The following is a 17989-nucleotide window of genomic DNA, read 5'->3' as shown; positions in this document are numbered from 1 at the left end:
TGCCGGTGTTCCCTCAAACCGCGTCCAATGGGAACACCGGCCGGCGCACGTTCCTGAACGGGAACAGCGCGTAGTTGGAACTGGTCACTCCCGTGGGGCTGTCGCATTCGACCAGCGCGTGCGACAGCGGCACGAACACCGGGCGGCAGTACATGCGCGACTTGAGCAGCACGAAGCGGTGCGCCGTGGGGTCCACCCCCACGCACGAGAACACGCCCAGGTCCCAGGGCTCGTGGGTCTTCTCGGTCACCACGATCCGTGCGCTGCCGGTGTCGAACAGCACGGTGCGCCCCATGGCGCAGCGCTGCCCGGTGTAGATGGGGCCGGTCACGGTGTACTCGCCATCGCTGATGGCGCGCACCGTGCCGGTCAGCGCCACGGGCTCCTTGGCCACGTTGAGCTGGGTGAGCGGCACCTTGTTGCCCAGGCGCACGGTGACCTGTGCACCGACGCCCGCAGCCACCAGCTCGGCCACCGCCTCGGGGTCGCACAGCGGGCCCACGGCGATGTCCGACAGGCCCTCGGCGAGGGCGGCCTGCAAGACATCCATGGAGTCGCAGGTGCCGCCGGACATGCAGTTGTCGCTGTGGTCCAGCAGCAGCACCGGGCGCTCGGCGCCTTGCGCCAGGGTCTGCGCGCGCTGCAATGACTGCGCCAGGGGCTCGCTGTCGTAGACAAACTCGGCGCGCTCCTGCCAGATGGTGGCGGCAATGCGGTCGGCTACGGCCTGGGCGGCTTCGGGGTCGTCGGCGCGGCCGGTGACGACCACGCTCATGAACGGCGCCTCGATGTCGGCCAGCGAAAACCCTGCGAACACCGACACCGCGGGCACGCCCTCGGCCTCCGCTGCGCGCGCGGCGTCCACCGCGCGCAGCATGGCGCCCTGCAACGTGGTGCTGCGCAGGGTGTGGCCCATCATGGGCAGTTGGTGCCAGCGCACGCTGTAGCGTGCTTGGCCTTGCAGCATGGCCAGCAGCAGGCGCCCTGCATGCTCGCCGGTCTCGTACATGTCGATGTGCGGGTAGGTCTTGAAGCCCACCATGACGTCGGCGTTGGCGACCATCTTCGGCGTGATGTTGCCGTGCAGGTCCAGCGCCACGCCGATGGGCACGCCGGGCGCCGCTGCGCGCACGCGTTCGAGCAGGTCGCCCTCGCCATCGGGGCTGTTCTCGGCCACCATGGCGCCATGCAGGTCGAGCAGGATGGCATCGCAGCCCGGCGCCGCCTCGACGATGCGTCGGGTCAGCTCGTCGTAGGCGGCGGCATGCACCGGGCCGCTGGGGTTGGACATGGCCGACACCGGCGTGACCAGTGTGGCGCCCAGGCCCCGGGCCAGGTCGATGAAGGCCGCCATGGCTGTGCGCATGCCCAGGTTGTCGCGCAAGGCGTCTTCGCCGTAGGTGGGCGAAAACGCCTCCAGCGGCGTGGGCACGGGCGAGAAGGTGTTGGTCTCGTGGTTCAGGCGGGCGATGAGGATCTTCATGCGGCCACCACCTGGGCGCTGCGCAGCATGGCCTGCAGCAGTACGTTGCAGCCGGCTTCCAGGTGCTCGGGCTCGGCGTCCTCGATCTCGTTGTGGCTGATGCCGTCGGCGCAGGGCACGAAGACCATGGCCGTGGGTGCCAGCCGCGCCAGGTACACGGCGTCGTGCCCGGCACCGCTGACCACGTCCATCGCGCTGTAGCCCAGGGCCTGGGCATCGGCGCGCACGCCTTCGACCAGCGCGGGCGCAAACGGCTGTGGCGGGAAGTACACCACCTGCTCCACCGCGATGGGCGTGCGGTGGGCGGTGCCGATGCGCTCGCAGGCGGCGCGCAGCTCGGCGTCCATCTGCAGCAGCTCGGCGTCGTCGGCAGCACGCAGGTCCACCGTCATGCGCACGCTGCCGGGGATCACGTTGCGCGAACTCGGGAACACCTCCAGCACGCCCACCGTGCCGCGGGCATGCGGCGCATGGTCCAGGGCGATGCGGTTCACTTCGGCCACCAGTGTGCTGGCGGCCAGCAGCGCATCGCGGCGCAGCGCCATGGGCGTGGGGCCGGCATGCGCCTCCATGCCCTGCACCGTCACGTCGTACCAGCGCTGGCCCAGGGCACCCTGCACCACGCCGATCACGCAGCCATTGGCCTCCAGCACCGGGCCCTGCTCGATGTGCGCCTCGAAATATGCGCCCACGGGCGGCGTGGGGCCGCTTTCGCCGGCATAGCCGATGGCGGCCAGTGCCTCGGCCACGCTGGTGCCCTGCGCGTCGCGTTGGGCCAGCGCATGGTCGAGCGTGAAGGCGCCGGCGAACACGCCCGAGCCCATCATCACCGGCACGAAGCGCGAGCCCTCTTCATTGGTCCACACCGCCACCTCGATGGGGGCTTCGGTCACGATACCGTGGTCGTTCAGGGTGCGCACCAACTCGATGCCGGCCAGCACGCCGTAGTTGCCATCGAACTTGCCGCCCGTGGGCTGGGTGTCGATGTGGCTGCCGGTCATCACCGAGGGCAGGGCGTCGTTGCGGCCCGCGCGGCGCGCGAAGATATTGCCGATGGCGTCGGTGCGCACGCTGCAGCCGGCCTCGCGCGCCCAGCGCACGAAGAGGTCGCGGCCTTCGCCGTCCAGCGCGGTCAGGGCCAGGCGGCACACGCCGCCCTTGGGCGTGGCGCCTATCTGCGCCAGGTCCATCAGCGATTGCCACAGGCGCGCGCCGTTCACGCGCGGCAGCAGGGCAGAGGGGTTGGTCATCATGTTCACGGTAAGCTTTCCTGAAAAATGGGGCGGGGCGCTACGCGAGGCCCACGCCGAGGTAGCGGTCCTTGATGGCGTCGTCGGCCAGGAAGGCGGCGTTGTCCGCCTCATGCACGATGGCGCCCTGCTCGATCACGTAGTGCCGGTCGGCCAGCTGGGTGCAGACCTCCAGGTTCTGCTCCACCAGCAAAATGGCCACGCCCGCGGCCTTGATGGTCTTGAGCTGCGCCACGATCTCCTCGACGATCACGGGCGCCAGGCCTTCCACGGGCTCGTCCAGCATCAACAGGCGCGGTGCATTCATCAGCGCGCGGCCGATGGCCAGCATCTGCTGCTCGCCGCCTGAGAGCTGGCCGCCGCCATTGCTGCGCCGCTCCTTGAGGCGCGGAAAGATGCGGTAGACGTCCGGCAACTGCCACGGCGAGCGCTTGCGCTGGCCCAGCAGCAGGTTCTCCTCCACCGTGAGCAGCTTGAAGATGCCGCGGTGCTCGGGCACCAGGCACACGCCGCGCTGGGCGATGGCGTGCGTGGCCAGGCCCTGCACCTCTTCGCCCGCAAAGCGCACGCGGCCCTGGGTGGGCGGCACCACGCCGCAGATGCTCTTGAGCGTGGTGGTCTTGCCGGCACCGTTGCGCCCGAGCAAGGTGACCAGCTCACCGTCGCCCACGCGCAGGTCCACGCCCTGCAGCACATGGCTCTTGCCGTAGTGGGCGTGCAAGCCCTGGATGTCGAGGATCGTCATGCCGCCTTGCCCCCCGTGATCATGTTGCCCAGGTAGGCGCTGCGCACCCGGTCGTCGCTGCGGATCGCGTGCGGATGCCCTTCGGCCAGCACGCGGCCCTGCTGCATTACCGTCACGGTGTCGGAGATGTCCATCACGATGTTCATGTTGTGCTCGATGAGTACCACGGTGTGCTCGTCCTTGAGGCCCTGGATCAGCCGCTTCATGTCATCCAGGTCGTCGATGCCCATGCCGGAGGTGGGCTCGTCCAGGAAGATCGCCTTGGGCCGCGCCGCCAGCGCCATGCCCACCTCCAGCCGGCGCTGCTGGCCGTGCGAGAGGTTGCCCACGGGCGTGTCGGCATGGCGCTCCAGGCCGAGGCGCGCGAGCACGCTGGCCACCACCCCGGCCTGCGAGCGCGCGCCCTGCGGCGCATGCCAGCAGTTGAGCGCATGGCGCGGCGCGGTGCCCTGGGCCGCCAGGCGCAGGTTCTCGCGCACGGGCAGGGTCAGGAACAGGCTCGTCACCTGGAATGAGCGCGCCATGCCGCGCTGCACGCGGCGGTGGTCGGGCTCGTGCGTCACGTCGTGCCCGTCGAACACGATGCGCCCGCCACTCACGGCCTTGGTGCCCGTGAGCATGTGGAACAGCGTGGTCTTGCCCGCGCCGTTGGGGCCGATGACCGAATGGACCGTGTTCGCGCGCACCTTGAGGTCCACGCCCGCGAGGGCGGCGAACTTGTCGTAGCGCTTTTCCACGCCCACGGCTTCGAGCAGGATGGGAGAGGCTGCGGTGTTCATGCCTGGCCTCCTTGCGTGCTGGCGTCTGTCTTGCCGCCACGGCCCTTGCCGCGCAACAGATTCCAGGCCGACTCGCCCAGGCCCCACAGGCCGCGCTGCATGCCCAGGCTGACCACCATCAGCACCACCCCCAGGATCAGCAGCCAGCGCGGCCACAGGGTGGACAGCCAGTCGCCCAGCAGCAGGTAGAAGGCCGAGCCGAGCAGCGAGGCCAGCAGGTTGCCCGTGCCGCCAATCACGGTCATCACCAGGATCATCTCGCTGGTGTGGTATTCGGCATTCGCCAGCGGGGCGATGCCGGTCATCATGGCGTGCAGCGCGCCGGCCAGGCCCGTCACCGCGCCCGAGATCACGAAGGCCTGCAGCTTGAGCAGGCGCAGGTTGTAGCCGATGGCGCCTGCACGCTCCTCGTTGTCGCGCACCGCCAGCAGCGTGCGCCCGAAGACCGAGGCCGACACCTTCTGCAGCAGCCAGAAGGCCACCAGGAACACCGTGGCCACGAAGCCGTAGTACTGCCAGGGTGAATTCAGCGGCCACAGCGTGAAGCCACCCACGGCCAGCGAGGGGCGCGGGATGTCCATCAGCCCGTTGTCGCCCCCCGTGATGCCGGGCATTGAGTAGGCGAGAAAGTAGAACATCTGCGCGAAGGCCAGCGTCAGCATCACGAAGTAGGTGCCACGCTGGCGGATGGCCACCCAGCCGACGATGGCCGCGCCCAGCGCCCCGATCACCACGGCGAGCGCCAGGGCCAGCGGCATGGGCAGGGGCCAGCGCGTGAGCGTGAGGGCGATGGTGTAGCTGCCCAGCCCGAAGAAGATGCCCTGCCCGAAGGACAGCAGCCCGGTGTGGCCCAGCAGCAGGTTGCAGCCCATGGCGGCCAGGCCATAGATCAGCACCTCGCTGGCCAGCGAGCCCGATTGCATGGTCAGCGGCATCACCAGCACCACGGCCAGTGCCAGCAGCAGGTGGAAATTCTTGCGCAGAAGTGTCGTCATGGTGGTGTTCATCCTTTGCGGCCCAGCAGGCCATGCGGGCGCAGCAGCAGCACGGCGGCCATGGCGATGTAGATCATCAGGCGCGCACCCTCGGGCCACACCGTGCTCATCACGCTCTGCACGATGCCGATCAAAAGGCCGCCGATCAGCGCGCCGGCGAAGCTGCCCATGCCCCCGACCACCACCACGATAAAGGCCACGCCCAGCGCCTCGATGCCCATGAAGGGCTCGGCCCCGCGCATCGGGGCGGCGAGCACGCCGGCAATCGCGGCGGTGGCCGCGCCCAGCGCGAACACCAGGCTGAAGATGCGGAACACGTTGATGCCGAGCAGCGAGACCATCTCGGTCGATTCACTGCCCGCGCGCACCGCGCTGCCCAGGCGCGTGCCTTCGAGCACATACCACAGGCCCACGGCCAGCACGGCGGTGAAGCCGATCACGAACAGCCGGTACTTGGGGTAGACAATGCCGCCCCACATGACCACGCCCTGCAGCAGGTCGGGCACCGGCACGCTGTCGCCTAGCGGCCCCCACTGCAGGATCACCAGTTCCTGGATGGCCAAGGCCAGGCCCACGGTGACGAGGATGTGGAACTCGTGCGGCTTGGCGTACACATGGCGCAGCACGAGCTTCTCGGTGAGCCAGCCCAGCGCGCCCACGAGCACGGGCACCACAGCCAGGGCCAGCCAGAAGCTCAGGCCCCAGCGCGTCATCTGAAAGCAGAAGTAGGCGCCCAGCAGGTAGAAGGCCCCGTGCGCGAAGTTCACGAAGCGCAGCAGGCCGAACACGATGGACAGGCCGACGGCCAGCAGGAAGTACAGCATGCCGATGCCGATCCCGTTGATGGCCTGTAGCAGGTAGATGTTCATGGGCGAGGTGAGAGGGGGGGATGGACTTGCGGCGCGCAGGCACGGCCCGCAAAGAGGTGGCTTCAATGGCGAGGGCGGCCAGGAACTTTGGCGTTCTCGCGGATTTGCGCTCGGCCAGATAACTAGGCGGTGAGCCGCGGACAGTGCGCTAGCACGGCAAGGCTCTCCAACGACGTTAGCTGGTCGAACGCAAATCCGTATCAGGCGAGCTTGCAGCCGGTCTGGTCCAGGGGCAGGAAGGACTTGCCCGAACTGACCACATCCACGTAGTCGTCCTTGTTGGCCATCTTCGCCTTGGCCTTGCCCTTGAGCAGGTAGTAGTTCTTGAGCACCTGGTGGTCGCCCTTGCGGATCTCTTCATCACCCGTCAGGCCTTGGTACTTCATGCCTTCCATGGCGGCGATCACGGCCTTGGGCTCCACCGTGCCGGCCTTGATGATGCCGTCGATCATGAGCTTGGTGCAGATGTACGAGCCCGCCAGGCTGTAGTTGGGGTTGGACTTGAACTTGTCGTTGCTGCGCTTGACCAGGTCCAGGTTGAGCGGCGCATTGGCCGTGTGCCAGTACTGCGCGCCAAAGTACACGCCCTCACACAGGTCGGCGCCCAGCGACTCGAACTGCTCCAGCCCCGAGGCCCAGGCCACCAGGATGGTCATGTTCTTGTGCATGCCGAAGCTCACCGCCTGGCGCAGCGCGTCGGACGACTGCGAGCCGAAGTTGAGCAGCACCAGCACGTCGGGCTTGGCGGCCATGGCATTGGTCAGGTAGCCGCTGAACTCCTTTTCGGTCAGCGAGTGGTAGCTGTTGCCCACATGCTCCAGGCCCTTTTCCTTGAAGATGTTCTTGGCCGCCGAGAGCAGGCCGTCGCCGAACACGTACTGCGGCGTGATGGTGTACCAGCGCTTGGCCTTGGGCAGGGCCTCGGCCAGGGGGCGCACCGTCTGCTCGATGGCGCCGAAGGTGGGCACCGACCAGCGGAAGGTGGCGGCATTGCAGTCCTTGCCCGTGATCTCGTCGGCACCGGCGGTGGTGATGAAGATGCCACCGGCCTTCTCGGCCTCTTTGCCCATGGCCAGCGATTCGGACGACAGGATGCCGCCCGCGAAGAAGCGCGTGCCCTGTTGCTGCGAGGACTCCTGCACCTTGCGCACGGCCGTGGCGGGCTTGCCTTCGGTGTCCAGCACCGTGTAGGCCAGGGGGCGCTTGAGGACGGTGCCGTACTGCTCGATGGCCAGCTTCATGCCCAGGTCCGCGAACTTGCCATTGGCCGCGAACGCGCCCGACATGGGCACCGGGCAGCCGAACTGGATGGCGCCGCTGGCCTGCGCCCAGGCGCTCTGGGCCAGGCCCAGCGATGCGGGCAGTGCGCCCAGGGCAGAGAGTTGCAAGAGGTGGCGACGGTGCATGGGGGCTCCTGTGGAGGGGTTGAGGCCGGCTGGCCGATAGCGGGGCACGACTTGTGCAAAGCACATGGCGTGCCACCGCTGCAGAGCGTCGTTGGCGCTCATTTCTCGTATTTATAGTGATAAATAGAATAAACACCGTGCGTGGAAACCCTGCATCGCTCCCGCTGCCCCCATGCGGTGCATACACTGCACCACGGGCGGTACTTCACCCCTGCCGCGCACCGGCGTGTGCATCCGTCCGAGCAACGACAATCCATCCATGCCAAGCAAACCGTCCGCACAGAAGCCGCTCAAAGCCCTCAAGCGCCCCGACCTGGTGGCGCAGGAGATCAAGCGCCTGATCACCGAGAAGAACCTGAGCCCGGGTGACCGCCTGCCGCGCGAGAGCGAGCTGCAGGCGCAGTTCGAGGTCAGCAAGGGCACCATCCGCGAGGCCCTGAAGTCGCTGGAGGTGCAGGGGCTGGTGACCATCTCCACCGGCCCCTCGGGCGGCGGCACCATCGCCGAAGTGCCGCTGGACCGCACCCTGCAGTTCATGCAGAACTACCTATTCTTCCAGGAAGTGACCATCGACAACATCTATGCCGTGCGCCAGTTCCTGGAGCCCGAGCTGGCCGCCGGCGCCGTGCCGCACCTGACCGAGGCCGACTTCGAGGCGCTGGAGCATTCCATCGCCTGCTGCGACCCCGCGTCGAGCAGCGAGGACATGCTCAGCCAGCGGCGCGAGGACGTGAACTTCCACGACATCCTGGCGGCGGCCAACCCGAACCCCTTCCTGCGCTTCAACTGTGAGCTGATCAACGAGATGCTGCGCCAGCTCATCGTCTACGGCAACCGCACGCCCAAGGCCGAGCACCGGCGCTTCGGCGAGGTCAACGCCAACTTCCACCGCGAGATCGTGCAGGCCGCGCGGAAGCGCGACGTGGAAACCGTGCGCACGCTGATGGCGCGCCACATGCAGGACGCGGCCAGCAGCGTCAAGCGCATGAAGGGGCGCATCCAGGGCCGGCTGATCCTGGACGCCGACACCCTGCGCAGCCCGCGCTCGGCCCATGTGCGGCCCAAAGCCGCCGCCAAGACGACCAAGCCGAAAGCTGGCGAGTAGGAGCTCAGCGCGCTGGCTGAAACATGATGATGGCCATGCCGCACAGCGCCACGGCCACACCGGCAATGTCCCAGGCCGTGGGTCGGATCTGGTCCACCGCCCAGAGCCAGGCCAGCGCCACGCCGATGTAGACGCCGCCATAGGCGGCATACACCCGGCCGGCGGCCGCCGTGTCGTGCAGGGTCAGCAGCCAGGCGAACAGCGCCAGACTGGCGGCCGCGGGCAGCAGCAGCCACATGGGCTTGCCTTGCTTGAGCCACAGGTAAGGCAGGTAGCAGCCCACGATCTCGGCCAGCGCGGTGGCGATGAACAGCAGCAGGGTCTTCATGCGGAGGGCAGGGGCGGCAGGGCGATTTGGGTCATGACGCTTCGATGGTGGGCGAAGCATCCGGGGTGGTCAAGCGCCTATCGTGAAGCCTGTTTCACCACACGGCATTGACCACCATGATCACCTGCTTCATCCGCTACGAAATCGACCCTTTCCAGCGCGACAGCTTTGCCGAGTACGCGCGGCGCTGGGGCCAGATCATCCCGCGCTGCGGCGGCCACCTGCTGGGCTACTTCCTGCCGCACGAGGGCAGCAACTACGAGGCCTGGGGCCTGATCGGCTTCGACTCGCTGGCCGCCTACGAGGCCTACCGCGCGCGCTTGCGCAGCGATGCCGAGGGCCGCGCCAATTTCACCTTCGCGCAGGAAAAGCGCTTCATCCTGCGCGAGGAGCGCACGTTCACCCAGGGGGTGGAAGGCACGCTGGGCCTGCCAGCCCATGCGCAGGGGCCCACGCCATGATGGCCGTGATCTTCGAGGTGACGCCCGTGCCCGGCCAGCGCGGCGCCTATTTGGATGCGGCAGCGGCCTTGAAGCCCCTGCTCGCGCAGACCGACGGCTTTGTCTCTATCGAGCGCTTCGAGAGCCTGGCCACGCCGGGCAAGCTGTTGTCGCTGTCCTTCTGGCGCGATGAAGAGGCCGTGGCCCGATGGCGCCAGCAGGAGGCGCACCGCAGCACCCAGGCGGCCGGGCGCGACCATGTGTTTGCCGACTACCGCCTGCGCGTGGCGGCGGTGGTGCGCGACTACGGCATGAACGACCGGGCGCAGGCGCCTGGCGATTCGCGCGCGGTGCACGGCTGAAAACCGCAGCCCTCACACCGGCATGAGGCCGGTGCGCAGGGCGTGCGCCCACCCGGGCCGACCGTTCCGATCGGCCAGCACGGCCATGGATTCGTGGTCGTAGGGCACCAGGTGGTGCTCCACAGCCCAGCCCCGCCCAGTCAACTCCGCGATGGCGTAGCGCGCGTCAGGCGTGCCGTTCTCCACCTTGTGGGCAACGGGGTGGTCATCGTCGTAGGCCTGCAGGCCCACGCTGCCGGGGTTGAGCAGCAGCACACCGGCACCCAGGCGCACCTGGCGCGGCACATGCGTGTGGCCGCAGGCGATCAGCGGTGCGTACTGGCCCGCCAGGCGCTCGTCGATCTCTGCCGGGATGGCGGCACGCACCGTGGAGCCGTCCAGCGTTTCGAGCAGGTATTCGTGGTCGCTGCGCGGCGAGCCATGGCACAGCAGCACGCCCTCGTCCAGGCGCAGGGTGTGGGTGAGGCTGCGCATCCAGGTGAACTCCGCTTCGGTGAGCTGCGCATGCGCGTACTGGTCCGATGCGCCGCCGTGGCCGGGGCACAATTGCAGCACCTGGCGCTCGTGGTTGCCCGCAAGCGACAGCCAGTCCGAGGCCATGAGCCACTGCGCCGTCTCGCGCGGCAGCAGCGGGCCCGAAAGGTTGTCGCCCAGGTTCACCACCCGGTCGGCGCCGCGCCGGGCAATGTCCGCCGCCACGGCTTCGAGAGCCGCGAGGTTGCCGTGGATGTCGGAGACAAAAGCGATGCGCATGGAATGGGGGGCGTGGGGTGGCGGTTGAGCCGTCAGCAGGGGGACACGCTGCCGCCGGCGCTGCTGAGCAAATGGGCGGTCACCTGGGCGCGGTTGAACAGCAGGTCGCACAGCCATGCATAGACCAGTGCAATATAGCCCAGCAGCGCCCAGCCCACATAGTCGCCGAAGACGATGGTGTGCAGCCAGTTCTGCCCGAACAGGTAGGCCGCGCTGGCAGCAGCGGTGGCCAGCAGCAGGGTGGCCGCAGCGGGCAACAGCTGCAGCCGGGCGGCGGGGCGCCTGAGCGCCGCCACGCCCAGCAGGGCAAAGGCCAGCGCATTCGCACCGCTGAAGATGCGCAGCTCGCGCAGCAGCTTGCCGGCCGTCTCCAGGTACTGCGTGCGGATGAGGTCTGAGAGCTGCGCCTGCATCTGCTGCAGGGTGCCAAGCTTGAGCGCCATGCGCTCGGTGGCGCGCCGGCGGCACGCGCATTCGGGTATGCCCATCTCGGCGGCGATGGCTGCGATGCGTGCGGGCAGGCCGTGGGTGAGTGCCCCGCGCACAGCGGCGATTTCGCGCTCACGGTCATGCAGCAGGGCGCGTGCCTTGCCATCGAGAAAGCGTGCGTCCAGCGCCGCGATCTTCTCGCCGGTCTTGCGCTCGATCTGCTGGCGGATCAGCTCCCGGGCCTGGTGCTCCACCCAGGTCGGCCGGGCCAGGGACACCGCGAACAGGGCGCCAAAAAATAGGCTGCCCACGAGGGCGATGGCAAGGACCAGGGGGCGGATGGTGGTGTGCATGGCAGGCGAAGCAAGAGGCCGGGGACCGGCCACGATACGGCAGCCCGGGCGCAACGCAAGCCACGCCCTGCACGATTGTGTGACTTATGCCCGCAAACCAGGCCGCGTTCGGGGCAACGACCTCACGGCCGCCATCACAGCGCGAAGATCTTGCCCGGGTTCAGGATGTTCTTCGGGTCCAGCGCGCGCTTGATGGCGCGCATCATGCCCACCGCGCCGGCTCCGGTCTCGTCGAGCAGAAAGCCCATCTTGTGCAGGCCTATGCCGTGCTCGCCGGTGCAGGTGCCGCCCAGGGCCAGGGCACGCGCCACGAGCTTGTGGTTCAGGTCCTCGGCGGTCACGCGCTCTTCGGGGATGTTCGGGTCCAGCAGGTAGCCGAAGTGGAAATTGCCGTCGCCCACGTGGCCCACGAGGAAGTAGGGGATGCCGCTGGCCTCGGCCTCGGCCACCGAATCGAGCAGGCAGTCCGCCAGGCGGCTGATGGGCACGCAGGTGTCGGTGCTGATGGCGCGGCAGCCGGGGCGGCTCTGCACGGCAGCGAAGTAGGCGTTGTGCCGTGCGGTCCACAGGCGCGTGCGTTCCTCGGGCGTGCTGGCCCACTCGAAGGCATTGCCACCGAACTCGCTGGCGATCTCCTGCACGGTCTCGGCCTGCTCCTTCACGCTCGACGGCGAGCCGTGGAACTCCATGAGCAGCATGGGTTCCTCGCGCAGGCCGAGCTTGCTGTGGGCGTTGACCATGCGCACCGTGTGGTGGTCGATCAGCTCCACGCGCGCGATCGGCACACCGAGCTGGATGGTCTGGATGGTGGTGCGCACGGCCGCCTCGATGCTCGGGAACGAGCAGATCGCGGCCGACACGGCTTCGGGCAGCGGGTACAGGCGCACGGTGATCTGGGTCATGATGCCCAAGGTGCCCTCGCTGCCCACCATCAGGCGCGTGAGGTCGTAGCCGGCGCTGCTCTTCTTGGCGCGCGTGCCGGTGTGAATGACCTCGCCGCTGGCGGTCACCACCTCCAGTGCCAGCACGTTCTCGCGCATGGTGCCGTAGCGCACGGCGTTGGTGCCACTGGCGCGCGTGGCGCTCATGCCGCCGATGCTGGCGTCCGCACCCGGGTCGATGGGGAAGAACAGGCCTGTGTCCTTGATCGCGTCGTTGAGCGCCTTGCGCGTGATGCCGGGCTGCACCGTCACCGTGAGGTCCTCGGCATCGATGCTGAGCACCTGGTTCATGCGGCTCACGTCGATGCTGATGCCGCCCTGCACGGCCAGCAGGTGGCCTTCGAGCGAGGAGCCGGCGCCGTAGGGGATCACCGGCACCTCGTACTGGCTGGCCAGTTTCACGGCATCGGCCACGTCCTGCGTGCTTTCGGCAAACACCACGGCCGAGGGCGGTGGCGCCTGCAGCGAGCCTTCGTCGCGCCCATGCTGCTCGCGCACGGCCTGGGCCAGGGAGCAGCGGGCGCCGAAACGGGCCTGCAGCGCGTCGATCAGCGCCGGGGGCACCTCGCGCAGGTGGATCTCGGGCAGCAGGTGCGAGGCGGCGGTGGGGGCGTTCATGGGTTTGTCTCCGTGCGTGGGCAGTGGTGCTTCGGTCATTTTAGGGTGGCATGGTCCGGGGCGTGTGCCTGTGCGCCGCACATCCCTGAATGCGGCGCGGATGCACCCGGGTATGCACCGATGCCGCCTCGCACCTGGGCATTTACATTACGTTCGAAATGTATATTGTGATCAAGCAATGAGCAAGTCCCCGCCCATCCAGCCGCAAGCCGCCACCCCCCGGCGCACGCATGCCGAGCGCAGTGCCGCCACGCGCCAGCACCTGATCGCCACCGCCATCGATGTGATCCAGAGCAAGAGCTTCGAGGAGATGTCCATCCACGAGCTGGCCCGCTCGGCCGGCATGACTTCAGGGGCCGTGCAGCACCACTTCGAGTCCAAGGCCGTGCTGATGATGCGGGTGCTCAGCGAGCTGATCGACTCAGGCCGCCAGGACGGCCAGCTGTGGCCAGCCGCCGCGCTCGCGCCGCCGCAACGCGCTGCGCAATTCGTGCATGCCGCATGGAACCTGGTCTATGCCCAGCCACGCTTCATCGTGGCCTGGAACATCTACCTGGGCTGCCGCAACCAGCCCGAAGTGCTGACGCACATCGCCGCGCTGCGCTCCACGCTCAATGCGCAGATGCGCGCAGGCTTCTTCGACACGTTCCCCGAACTCACTGGCCATGCAGACCGCGAGGCTTTCCTGGGCCTTGTGTTTTCCACACTGCGCGGCCTGGGCCTGCTGCAGTTGTTCACCCCTGTGGTGGATGGCCCTGCACACAAGGCTGCCCACATCGCACAGCTCGAATGCCTGGCGGGCCTCATTGCCGCCCGCTGCCAGGAGGAAGGTGGCGGCGGCAAGGCCCGCAGCCGCCAGCGCACAGCGCGTACCAAGACACCAACGACAGGAGACAAACCATGACTGTGCAGTATCTGCATTCACCGGCTTCACCGCGCGTGCTGATGGCCGCTGCGTGCCTGGCAGTGGCCACGGCTGCCGGTGCGCAACCGGGTGCCTACCCCTCCAAGCCCATCCAGATCATTGCCCAACAGCCTCCCGGCAGTGGCTCGGACGCCATGACCCGCGTATGGGCTGACTGCGCCGCCCGCGAGCTGGGCCAGGCCGTGGTGGTGCAGAACAAGCCCGGGGCCAATGGCATCCTGGCGGTCAACTACCTCAAGGCCCAGCCAGCCGATGGCTACAGCCTGATGAGCATCGGCATGTCGCAGATGTCCATCACGCCGTATGTGTACAGGCAGCAGCCCTACGACCCTTTGCGCGACTTTGATGGCGTTTCCGTCCTGGGCACCTCACCGCTCGTGCTCGCCGTGCCGTCAGGGCAGGGTATCACCCGCCTGGCCGACCTGGAGAAGCTGGCGCGTGCCACTCCGGGCGGGCTCAACTTCGGCTCACCGGGCAAGGGCAGCCCTGCGCACCTGCTCACCACCGCCCTCATGGACCGCATGGGTGTGCCAGCCACCCATGTCCCCTTTGTCGGCGAGGGTGCGGGCCTCACGGCGCTGATGGGCCAGCAGATCCATGCGATGACCCTGGTGATCGGCACGGCCACCGCGCAGGTCAAGGCCGGCAAGCTGGTGCCGCTGGCCCTGTTTGCTGCCCAGCGCACACCGCAGCTACCTGACGTGCCCACCATCGCCGAAGCCCTGCCCGCAGCCGGCGACCTGGCGCGGCCCTCGTGGATTGCGGTGGTGGCCCGGGCAGGGACACCGCCGGACTTGCTCAACAAGCTCAATGCGGTGACGGACAAATGCCGCAGCGATGCCCAGTACAAGTCCCGCCTGGAGACCATGAACGTGACACTCACGGGATCCACCCCCGGCGATGCGCGCGCCTGGGCTGCCCGCGATGCTGCCGTGTGGCGCCCTCTGATCGACAAGCTGGGCCTGGCCACGGAATGACGCTGCACGCACCGATCCGGCCCGCGGCGCCCGAGGCCGTGCTTGCGCACGGTGGCCGCTTGCGCGGGGTCTGGGAGTCCGGTCTGCGCGTGTTCCGGGGGGTGCGCTATGCACTGGCGCCGTACGGAGCGCGCCGCTTTCTGCCGCCTGTGGCCGTGCCGGCCTGGAGCGGCGTGCGCGATGCCGTGGCCTTTGCGCCCATGGCGCCGCAGTTGGCCCGGGCCGCCTTGGCCGGTGCGCCAGTGCAGGGCGGGGAAGACTGCCTGGCACTGAATATCTGGGCGCCTGAGGCAGGGGCCGGCGAGCACCTGCCGGTGATGGTGTGGGTGCATGGCGGCGGGTTCTTTCGCGGCAGCGCCAGCGATCCCTTGTATGACGGTGCAGCATTTGCGCGCCAGGGCATCGTGTTCGTGTCGCTGCAATACCGCCTGGGGGTGGATGGTTTTCTGCATGTGCAGGACGCGACAGCCAACCGCGGCCTGCTCGACCAGGTGGCTGCCCTGAAATGGGTGCAGGACCACATCCACGCCGTTGGCGGTGACCCGGCGCGGGTGACGGTGTTCGGCCAGTCCGCAGGTGCCGGTGCCCTGGCGTGCCTGCTGGGCATGTCGGTGGCGCAGGGGCTGTTCCAGCGCGCCATCCTGCAAAGCCCGAGCATCGCCTGCCAGGACCTGGCAGACGCGGCTGCGGTACGCATGGCCATCGCAGCGCTGGTGGGGGTGGCACCCACGCGCGATGCGTTGGCGGCAGCGCCGCTGCCTGCGGTGCTGCACGCCGTGCACCGCCTGGCTGCGGAGCCGGCCCTGCGGCTGCAGCATGGCATTGACGGGCGCAACTTCTTTCCGCTGCGGCCTGTGGTGGATGGCACGGTGCTGCCTGCGCCGCCCTTGCAGGCCATGCAGCATGCCTGGGCATGTGCACTGCCCAGCCTGCAGGTAATGGTGGGCAGCAATGCCGATGAGATGCGCCTGTACCACGTGCCCGGTGGCGCGGTGGACCGCGTGACGGGCGCGCAGCTGCAGTCCTTTGCCGATGCCGTGGGCTTGCCGGCCAATGGGCTGCAGGCCTATGCGGCGGCTGCAGGGCAGGGCGCCACCACCCCGGGCGAGCTGCTGTGCGCTGTGCAGTCGGACTATTACTACCGCGTTCCCGCGCACCGCATCGCCTCCATGGCCGGCGCCCTGGGCGTGAAGGCGTATCTGTACCAATTCGGCTGGAGGTCGCCCCAGTGGCGTGGGCGGCTGGGCGCGGCCCATGCGGTGGAGCTGCCCTTTGTGTTTGGCAACCTGCACTCCGCGCAGGGGCTGGAATTCACGGGCGCTTGCGCACCGCAGGCACTGTCGGACGCCATGCACGGTGCCTGGGTGCGCTTTGCAACCAGTGGCGACCCGGGATGGCCGGCCCATGCGCAAGCGGCGCCATGGGCCATGCACTTCAATGTGCCATCCCGGTGCGTGCCAGATCCAGCAGCCGCTCACTGGTGCGTCTGGGAGGGCATTCTCTAGCACTCCGACGGGGCAGGCCACGACTCGGACAATCCGGTGGTGCGCCAAGCTGGTGCATTTTGCTTGTATACCAGTTGGCACGGAAGCTGCAAAGGTGGTGTCAATGACCTCCGCCACCGACATCAGCAACCGCATCATCGAAGCCGTGATGGCCCAGAAGCTGGCCCCGGGCTCGCGCCTGGGCGAGCAGCAGCTGGCCATGCTGTTCGACTGCAGCCGCACCATCGTGCGCGAGGCGCTCACGCGGCTGTCCACGCGCGGCATCGTCACCGTCAGCGCGCGCCGCGGCTGGTACGTGATCGAACCGTCCGAGGACGAGGCGCGCGAGGCCTTCGAGGCGCGCCGCGTGATCGAGCTCGGGTTGCTGCACCAGCTCAAGTCGGTGGACAAGGCGGCCGTGCGCCAGCTCAAGAACCACCTGCAGCGCGAGAAGGCGGCCCTGGCCGGCAGCGACGTGGGGGCACGCAGCTTTCTGCTGGGGGACTTTCACGTCTGCCTGGCCGAGTGCCTGGGCAACAGCCTGCTGGCCGACACGCTGCGCGACTTCACGGCGCGCACCACGCTGATCGCCATGCTCTACCAGTCCTCGCACGACGCGGCTCAATCGTGCGCCGACCACGTGCGCATCGTCGAGGCGCTGGAGGCCGGCGACATCGCCCGCGCCGAGGCCCTGATGTCCGAACACATCGGCACCGTGCAGGACGCCCTGCGCCTGCAGGCGGCCCACGACCCGCTGGCCGAGCTGCGCGATGCGCTGGCGCCCGTGCGCAAGAGTGCTGCCGCGCCCGAGGCTGCCGTGAATGTCAAAGGCCGCGCCCCGCGCAAGGCGGCCGCCAAGAAATCTGTTCCCCCACCGTCCGACGACGCATCCACCTACCTAGGAGCCCTGCTATGACCATCCGTGCCCGTGCCACCACCCGCCGTTCCACCCTGGGCCTGCTGGCCGCCGCCGGCCTGTCGGCCGCGCTGCTGGCGCCCGCCGCGCATGCGCAGAACGCGCTGGACAACATCCTCAAGGCCAAGGAAATCAAGATCGCCATCCCCACCGACTACCCGCCCTACGGCTTCGTTGGCACCGACCTCAAGCCCCAGGGCCTGGACGTGGAGATGGCCAACTACATTGCCGCCAAGATGGGCGTGAAGGTCGAGCTGATCCCGGTGACCAGTGCCAACCGCATCCCCTACCTGCAGACGCAGAAGGCCGACCTCGTCATCTCCACCCTGGGCAAGAACCCCGAGCGCGAGAAGGTGATCGACTTCACCGCCGCCTACGCGCCGTTCTTCCAGGCCGTGTTCGCGAGCAAGAGCCTGTCGATCAAGAGCTTTGCCGACCTGACCGGCAAGTCGGTGGCCGTGACGCGCGGCGCCATGGAAGACCAGGAGCTGGCCAAGGTCGCGCCCGCCGGCGTGGACGTCAAGCGCTTCGAGGACCATGCCGCCAGCATCTCGGCCTTCGTATCGGGCCAGACGCAGGCGATTGCCACCAGCGCATCGACGGCCGGCACCATCATGGTCAAGAACCCCAACCTGGCCACCGAGTACAAGCTGCTGCTCAAGGACAGCCCCAACTTCATTGGCGTGGCCAAGGGCGAGGACAAGCTGCGCCTGCGCGTGAACGAGATCATCGCCGAGGCCAGGAAGTCCGGCGACATCGACAAGCTGTCCAGCAAGTGGCTGGGCCGCCCAGCAGGCGACCTGCCGCAGTAAGCGATTGATAAAACTCTTC

Annotated in this window: 19 protein-coding genes; 8 read left to right on the top strand and 11 right to left on the bottom strand. The window is 68.3% G+C overall.

Going from position 1 to position 17989, the window contains the following annotated elements:
* Positions 1-13: 13 nt before the first annotated feature.
* From ASE28_RS12435 to ASE28_RS12405, 7 genes are all read right to left on the bottom strand, one after another.
* Complete coding sequence (locus tag ASE28_RS12435) at positions 14-1483, bottom strand: M81 family metallopeptidase (RefSeq protein WP_057266809.1); 1470 nt, start codon at positions 1481-1483, stop codon at positions 14-16.
* On the bottom strand, positions 1480-2736 hold the full coding sequence (locus tag ASE28_RS12430; RefSeq protein WP_057266808.1) for a Zn-dependent hydrolase: 1257 nt from the start codon (positions 2734-2736) through the stop codon (positions 1480-1482). Before ASE28_RS12430 ends, ASE28_RS12435 begins: the two co-directional genes overlap by 4 nt.
* Positions 2737-2773: 37 nt before the next feature.
* A complete protein-coding gene (locus ASE28_RS12425; RefSeq protein ID WP_057266807.1) occupies positions 2774-3478 on the bottom strand; it encodes an ABC transporter ATP-binding protein in 705 nt (234 codons plus the stop codon).
* Complete coding sequence (locus tag ASE28_RS12420; RefSeq protein ID WP_057266806.1) at positions 3475-4257, bottom strand: ABC transporter ATP-binding protein; 783 nt, start codon at positions 4255-4257, stop codon at positions 3475-3477. Before ASE28_RS12420 ends, ASE28_RS12425 begins: the two co-directional genes overlap by 4 nt.
* Positions 4254-5252: a branched-chain amino acid ABC transporter permease gene (locus ASE28_RS12415; RefSeq protein ID WP_057267285.1), complete on the bottom strand. Its 999-nt coding sequence runs from the start codon at positions 5250-5252 to the stop codon at positions 4254-4256. The genes ASE28_RS12420 and ASE28_RS12415 overlap by 4 nt, the downstream gene beginning before the upstream one ends.
* Positions 5253-5260: 8 nt before the next feature.
* Positions 5261-6121, bottom strand: coding sequence for a branched-chain amino acid ABC transporter permease (locus ASE28_RS12410; protein WP_057266805.1), 861 nt, complete (start codon positions 6119-6121; stop codon positions 5261-5263).
* A gap of 200 nt (positions 6122-6321) precedes the next feature.
* Complete coding sequence (locus ASE28_RS12405; RefSeq protein WP_057266804.1) at positions 6322-7527, bottom strand: ABC transporter substrate-binding protein; 1206 nt, start codon at positions 7525-7527, stop codon at positions 6322-6324.
* Positions 7528-7786: 259 nt separating this feature from the next.
* Here ASE28_RS12405 and ASE28_RS12400 point away from each other — a divergent pair, with 259 nt between their 5' ends.
* Positions 7787-8632: a FadR/GntR family transcriptional regulator gene (locus ASE28_RS12400; protein WP_057266803.1), complete on the top strand. Its 846-nt coding sequence runs from the start codon at positions 7787-7789 to the stop codon at positions 8630-8632.
* Positions 8633-8636: 4 nt separating this feature from the next.
* Here ASE28_RS12400 and ASE28_RS12395 read toward each other — a convergent pair whose 3' ends face one another.
* A complete protein-coding gene (locus tag ASE28_RS12395) occupies positions 8637-8960 on the bottom strand; it encodes a YnfA family protein (RefSeq protein ID WP_057266802.1) in 324 nt (107 codons plus the stop codon).
* A gap of 116 nt (positions 8961-9076) precedes the next feature.
* Here ASE28_RS12395 and ASE28_RS12390 point away from each other — a divergent pair, with 116 nt between their 5' ends.
* Together ASE28_RS12390 and ASE28_RS12385 are read left to right on the top strand one after the other, a co-directional pair.
* Complete coding sequence (locus ASE28_RS12390) at positions 9077-9421, top strand: NIPSNAP family protein (protein ID WP_057266801.1); 345 nt, start codon at positions 9077-9079, stop codon at positions 9419-9421.
* Complete coding sequence (locus ASE28_RS12385; protein ID WP_057266800.1) at positions 9418-9762, top strand: antibiotic biosynthesis monooxygenase; 345 nt, start codon at positions 9418-9420, stop codon at positions 9760-9762. Before ASE28_RS12390 ends, ASE28_RS12385 begins: the two co-directional genes overlap by 4 nt.
* A gap of 12 nt (positions 9763-9774) precedes the next feature.
* On the opposite strand, the gene ASE28_RS12380 is transcribed toward ASE28_RS12385, so the two are convergent.
* From ASE28_RS12380 to ASE28_RS12370, 3 genes are all read right to left on the bottom strand, one after another.
* On the bottom strand, positions 9775-10515 hold the full coding sequence (locus ASE28_RS12380; protein ID WP_057266799.1) for a metallophosphoesterase: 741 nt from the start codon (positions 10513-10515) through the stop codon (positions 9775-9777).
* A 32-nt stretch (positions 10516-10547) separates the two neighbouring features.
* Entirely contained in the window at positions 10548-11297 is a 750-nt protein-coding gene (locus ASE28_RS12375; RefSeq protein WP_057266798.1) for a hypothetical protein, read from the bottom strand.
* Positions 11298-11431: 134 nt separating this feature from the next.
* Complete coding sequence (locus tag ASE28_RS12370) at positions 11432-12856, bottom strand: FAD-binding oxidoreductase (RefSeq protein WP_057267284.1); 1425 nt, start codon at positions 12854-12856, stop codon at positions 11432-11434.
* 178 nt (positions 12857-13034) lie between these two features.
* Between ASE28_RS12370 and ASE28_RS12365 the strand changes: the two genes are divergently transcribed.
* The 5 genes from ASE28_RS12365 (at position 13035) to ASE28_RS12345 (ending at position 17970) form a co-directional block, all read left to right on the top strand.
* Complete coding sequence (locus tag ASE28_RS12365) at positions 13035-13760, top strand: TetR/AcrR family transcriptional regulator (RefSeq protein WP_057266797.1); 726 nt, start codon at positions 13035-13037, stop codon at positions 13758-13760.
* Positions 13757-14758, top strand: coding sequence for a tripartite tricarboxylate transporter substrate binding protein (locus ASE28_RS12360; protein ID WP_057266796.1), 1002 nt, complete (start codon positions 13757-13759; stop codon positions 14756-14758). Before ASE28_RS12365 ends, ASE28_RS12360 begins: the two co-directional genes overlap by 4 nt.
* Positions 14755-16263 carry a carboxylesterase/lipase family protein gene (locus ASE28_RS12355; protein WP_057266795.1) on the top strand — a complete coding sequence of 503 codons (1509 nt, stop codon included), beginning with the start codon at positions 14755-14757 and terminating at the stop codon, positions 16261-16263. Before ASE28_RS12360 ends, ASE28_RS12355 begins: the two co-directional genes overlap by 4 nt.
* 103 nt (positions 16264-16366) lie before the next feature.
* Complete coding sequence (locus ASE28_RS12350) at positions 16367-17158, top strand: GntR family transcriptional regulator (protein WP_057266794.1); 792 nt, start codon at positions 16367-16369, stop codon at positions 17156-17158.
* Entirely contained in the window at positions 17155-17970 is an 816-nt protein-coding gene (locus ASE28_RS12345) for a transporter substrate-binding domain-containing protein (protein WP_057266793.1), read from the top strand. The genes ASE28_RS12350 and ASE28_RS12345 overlap by 4 nt, the downstream gene beginning before the upstream one ends.
* The last annotated feature ends 19 nt before the right edge of the window (positions 17971-17989 follow it).

Origin of the sequence: Acidovorax sp. Root219, from assembly GCF_001428665.1 — a bacterium.
Lineage (GTDB): Bacteria > Pseudomonadota > Gammaproteobacteria > Burkholderiales > Burkholderiaceae_C > Acidovorax.
The sequence above is the reverse complement of the archived record's forward strand: the minus strand, read 5'-3'. Positions and strand labels throughout refer to the sequence as shown.